The organism is Streptomyces sp. NPDC058964 (assembly GCF_042741275.1).
Classification (GTDB): Bacteria; Actinomycetota; Actinomycetes; order Streptomycetales; family Streptomycetaceae; genus Streptomyces.
This window is the reverse complement of the sequence record NZ_JBHYKH010000484.1, coordinates 1-4,321: the sequence shown is the minus strand read 5'-3', so window position 1 is coordinate 4,321 and position 4,321 is coordinate 1. Positions and strand designations below refer to the sequence as shown.

The 4,321-nt window shown below is 73.3% G+C and carries 3 protein-coding genes and 1 pseudogene; all 4 read left to right on the top strand.

Features of this window, described 5'->3' with window-relative positions; all coding sequences use genetic code 11:
• The first annotated feature begins 111 nt into the window (after positions 1 to 111).
• Positions 112 to 795, top strand: a complete 684-nt coding sequence (locus ACFW2E_RS37820; RefSeq protein ID WP_384473867.1) for a DUF899 family protein — start codon at positions 112 to 114, stop codon at positions 793 to 795.
• A gap of 113 nt (positions 796 to 908) precedes the next feature.
• Positions 909 to 2,309: a hypothetical protein gene (locus ACFW2E_RS37815; RefSeq protein WP_384473864.1), complete on the top strand. Its 1,401-nt coding sequence runs from the start codon at positions 909 to 911 to the stop codon at positions 2,307 to 2,309.
• 61 nt (positions 2,310 to 2,370) lie between these two features.
• A complete protein-coding gene (locus ACFW2E_RS37810; protein WP_384473861.1) occupies positions 2,371 to 3,636 on the top strand; it encodes an AAA family ATPase in 1,266 nt (421 codons plus the stop codon).
• Positions 3,633 to 4,321: pseudogene (locus ACFW2E_RS37805) on the top strand (hypothetical protein); the annotation flags it as partial. The gene ACFW2E_RS37810 and the pseudogene ACFW2E_RS37805, both read left to right, overlap by 4 nt.

Here is a 4,321-nt window from a genome sequence, read left to right as displayed (position 1 = left end):
CTAAACAATTGGTGGGCGTGTCTTTTTGGTCCCAACAAAATCCCCCGAACCAATCGCCATGACATGAATAGAATCGAGTGACTCGGGGGGCCTCCACTCAGGAAGGACGCAATGGTGCGGCACACCCGACTGCCCGGTGAGTCCGCGGACTACCTCGCCGCTCGCGAGGAACTCCGTCTCGCCGAGATCGACCTCATGCGTCGACGTGAGAAGGTCGCGGCGCAGCGGCGGGCGCTCCCGGAGGGGCCGGTGGTGGACGACTACGTCTTCCTCGAAGGCCCGAGCGACCTCGACGCGGGTGACACACCCGTCCGCGAGGTCACGCTGAGCGGCCTGTTCACCGCTCCCGACCGGCCGCTGATCGTCTACCACCTCATGTACGGCAAGGGCCAGACCAGCCCCTGCCCGATGTGCACCCTCTGGATCGACGGCTACAACGGCGTCGCCCGGCACATCACGCGGAACGCCGACTTCGCCGTCGCCGCGGCCGCCGACCCGCCCGCCCTGCGGCAGCACGCGCGCGACCGCGGGTGGTCCGAGCTGCGCCTGCTCAGCTGTGGAGACAGTTCGTTCAAGTACGACCTCGGCAGTGAGGACGAGGACGGCGCGCAGGACTCCACGATCTCCGTGTTCACCCGGGACGGCGACGGCACGATCAGGCACTTCTACTCCGCCCACCCACGCATGGGCGAGGACATCGGCGAGCGCGGCATCGACCTCCTCACCCCCGTGTGGCACCTCCTCGACCTGACACCGGGTGGCCGGGGTGACTGGTACGCGGGGCTGGACTACTGAGACGGCCGCGGGAAATTCCACTGACAGCTCGCGGTGAGCAGCGTTAACATCGCCGCGATGACGACTCATTCTGTTGACAGATCGGGGGTCCCGTCCGCGCAAGGTGAGTGCTGATGCTCACTTCGATCGCGAACGGGGATTCCCGTCCTTCCTTCTGGCCGCGTGTGCGCGAGTTCGCCGTGCCGGCTTCCATGATCGAGCGTGCCACCGCCCGCCGTGACGTCGGCGACTGGGCGGGCGCGTGCGCCGCCGCGGGCGTCGATGTCGACCTCGCTCTGCGTTCCGTGGCAGATGCGCATGGCCGCGAACTGGCGGCCCAAGTCCGCACCGACCTGAGGCACTTGGCTCCGGATCTGCTGCGCTGGCACATGCCGAGGATCGCTCCCGACGGGCTGTTGCGCCCGGGGCTGACCGTCGCGCTGGCGCGGTACGACGCCAGGGGGCGCGACCGTCCGCGCCCCGTGCACCTCGTGGCCCGGACTCCCCCGGCCTGGGCGGATGCCGGTCAGCGCATCAGCCTCGCGGTGTGGGACGGTTCCCGCGCCGAGGCGAGCGCCCGCCGCCATCCGCATCCCCGTCCCAGCCGGCGGTTCCGCCTCGACCTGCATCGCCACCTGTGGGACGCGCGCAGCACCGACGAGCTGCGGACCCGGTCCGGAGCCGACCGGCCGCGCCCGGGCGGTCCTCCCGTCCTGGATGCGGAACTGCCGGTGACGTTGTCCCAAGGCCGTTGTGCCGTCGACCGGTGGGCCGACGAGGCGGGAATCCTGCTCCGCGCCGAGGGCCGGGCCGCCGGCGGTGCCGTCGCCGTCCGGCTGAGCGGCCGGCAGCGGCTGGCCTTGGAGCTGCTCCCGGAGGCGAGGGACGCGGGACCGCCGACGATGCGGATCGCGGCGGCGTCGGCACGTGACGTCGACTCGCTGCCGGTCCTGCCCGACGCGGCGATCTGGGTCCTGCCCGACCTCGAACTGATCCGCGCGGGTCTGATCGAGGCCGATCAGCTGCACCCGCTGGTCGCCGCGGCGCTGGTGCCGGACCGCACGCCCGGGCGTGCGCCCCGTGTTCCGGAGCCGCCGGGACGGCCGCGCGTCGTGGAGTGCCGGGGAGCCCGGCACCGGATCGGCCTGGTGGACGGGGTCCTCGCGCCCCTGGACCACGGCCCCGCCGAGGTCCGGCGGGAGGAACTGCTGGCCGCGCTGACCGGCACTCCACTGCCCTGCCTGCGGGCCATCGACGAGGCACACCGTCGCCCGGACTGCCTCACCGGCGTGCGCGAGCGCCTGGACCACGGTGACATCGCGGGTGCGTTGGCCGTCGTCGAGGGGCTGCTGGGACAGGACGCGGTACTGCGCGACGGGCCGCTGCGGGACGAACTGGAGGCGGCCGCCCAACGGCGGATCACCTACGGCCTGTTCAGGTCGGGCCTGACCGACCCCAACCCCGAGCACATCCGCCCGGACTGTCGCCGTCCCCGCGGCCGGCGCGCGCCCCCTCGCCACGCGACCTCCCGCTGAACCGGGGACCCACCGTCCCCGGCATCCACACGCCCCTTCTCGCACCCACAGGTGATCCAACATGCCCGCATGCGCTCCCCTCGCCACGCCCGACACGCCTTCCGACCTGACCTCCGTACCCCGACTCGACGTCGCCGAGAGCCTGTTGACTCTGCTGCGCGACACGACGACCGAGCCGCGAGCCGACACGCAGCTGGAGGCCCTGACCCTGGCCGTGGCCGCCGACCTGCCCGTGCTGCTCTGGGGCGAGCCAGGGATCGGCAAGACCGCCGCCCTGACTCAGCTCGCCGAGGCCCTGGACCTCCCGCTGACCACGGTGATCGCGAGTGTGCACGAGCCCTCCGACTTCTCGGGGCTGCCCGTCGTCGGGGACAACCCCGCCGAACACGGTGTCCCGATGGCCCCACCGGACTGGGCGGTGCGGCTGGTACGGGCCGGCCGCGGACTGCTGTTCCTGGACGAACTGTCCACCGCGCCCCCTGCCGTTCAGGCCGCACTGCTGCGCCTGGTGCTGGAGCGCCGGATCGGCACCCTGCGACTGCCGCCCGGCGTCAGGATCGTGGCCGCCGCCAACCCGCGGTCCTCGGCGGCCGACGGCTGGGAGCTGAGCCCGCCGCTGGCCAACCGGTTCGTACACCTCCAGTGGACCCACGACCACGAGGTCGTCGTACGCGGCCTCGCCGGCATCTGGCCCCGGGCGACACTGCCCGGGCTCGACCCCGGAAAGCTGCCCGAGGCCGTGGATTTCGCGCGGCGCGCCGTGTGCGGACTCCTCTCCGCGCGCCCCGGGCTGGTGCACCGGCTGCCCAGCGGTGAGACACGCCGGGGCGGCCCCTGGCCGTCCCCCCGCAGCTGGGACATGACCCTGTCCCTGATCGCCTTCGCGACCGCGGCAGGCTCCTCCCGCGAAGTGCTGTCCTTGCTGGTCAGGGGCACCGTGGGCGACGGTCCGGGGCTGGAGCTGCTGGCCTGCCTGGACCGGATGGACCTCCCGGACCCCGAAGTGCTGCTCGCCAACCCCGCCGGTGCCGACCTGCCCACGCGCGGAGACCTGCGCCAGGCCGTGCTCGACGGGGTGGTCGAGGCGGTACGCAAGCGCCCGGACAGGTCCCGCTGGGACGCGGCATGGGCGCTGCTGGTCCGGGCGGTGGAGAGCGGCGCCCCGGACCTGGTGGTCGTCCCCGCGACCACACTCGCCTCGCTGCGCCGCGAGGACTGGGACGTCCCCGCGTCGATCGAGAAGCTGGCCGGTGTGGTGACGCTGTCCCGGCGGGCGGACCGCGCCACGGTCCGGGCCGCGGCGGTCACCGCGAAGAGGGGCCGATGAGCGCGCGCGCACCGGGGACCCTGGATCTCGACAAGCTGTTCACCGCCCGGCTGCACGCCGCCCGGGTGCGGCCCTACCTGGCGACGGCCCTGTTCGCCCTGCACACAGTCGAGTCACGGCGGGTTCCGACGATGGCCGTGGACCGGTACTGGCGGTGCTACGTCTCGCCGGTGTTCGTGGACCGGACACCCGTGGAGGAACTGGCCGGGGTGTGGGTGCACGAGGTGTCACACCTGCTGCGCGACCACCACGGGCGCGGAGACAGGGTCGCGCGGGAGCACGGGCTGACCGGCCCGGCGGAACGGCTGCGGATGAACATCGCCGCCGACTGCGAGATCAACGACGACGTGTACGGTGACGGGCTGGTCCGGCCCGAGGGCGCCGTGGAACCGGGGCCGCTGGGCCTTCCCGGCGGATGGCTCATGGAGGACTACCTGCGCAAGCTCCGGATCGATCCCCGTTCCCTGGGCGCCGCCTGGCTGGACTGCGGAAGCGGCGCCGACGGACTGGAACGGGAGTGGGAGCTGGGCGCGGAGGGCGCGCACGGCCTGAGCCCGCTGGAACGGGACGCGGTGCGCTTCCGGGTGGCGGGGGGGCTCCACCGCCGCGCGGGCGGCCGCCCCCGCGCGGGGGGGGCGGGGGGCCGGGTGGCGTTGCCTCCCGCGCGCGCGGGGCGGGGGGTTGT

Bases quoted from the DNA above. Each gene is read 5' to 3' on its own strand.
- ACFW2E_RS37820 (WP_384473867.1), top strand. From the start codon at position 112: ATGGTGCGGCACACCCGACTGCCCGGTGAGTCCGCGGACTACCTCGCC.
- ACFW2E_RS37815 (WP_384473864.1), top strand. From the start codon at position 909: ATGCTCACTTCGATCGCGAACGGGGATTCCCGTCCTTCCTTCTGGCCG.
- ACFW2E_RS37810 (WP_384473861.1), top strand. From the start codon at position 2,371: ATGCCCGCATGCGCTCCCCTCGCCACGCCCGACACGCCTTCCGACCTG.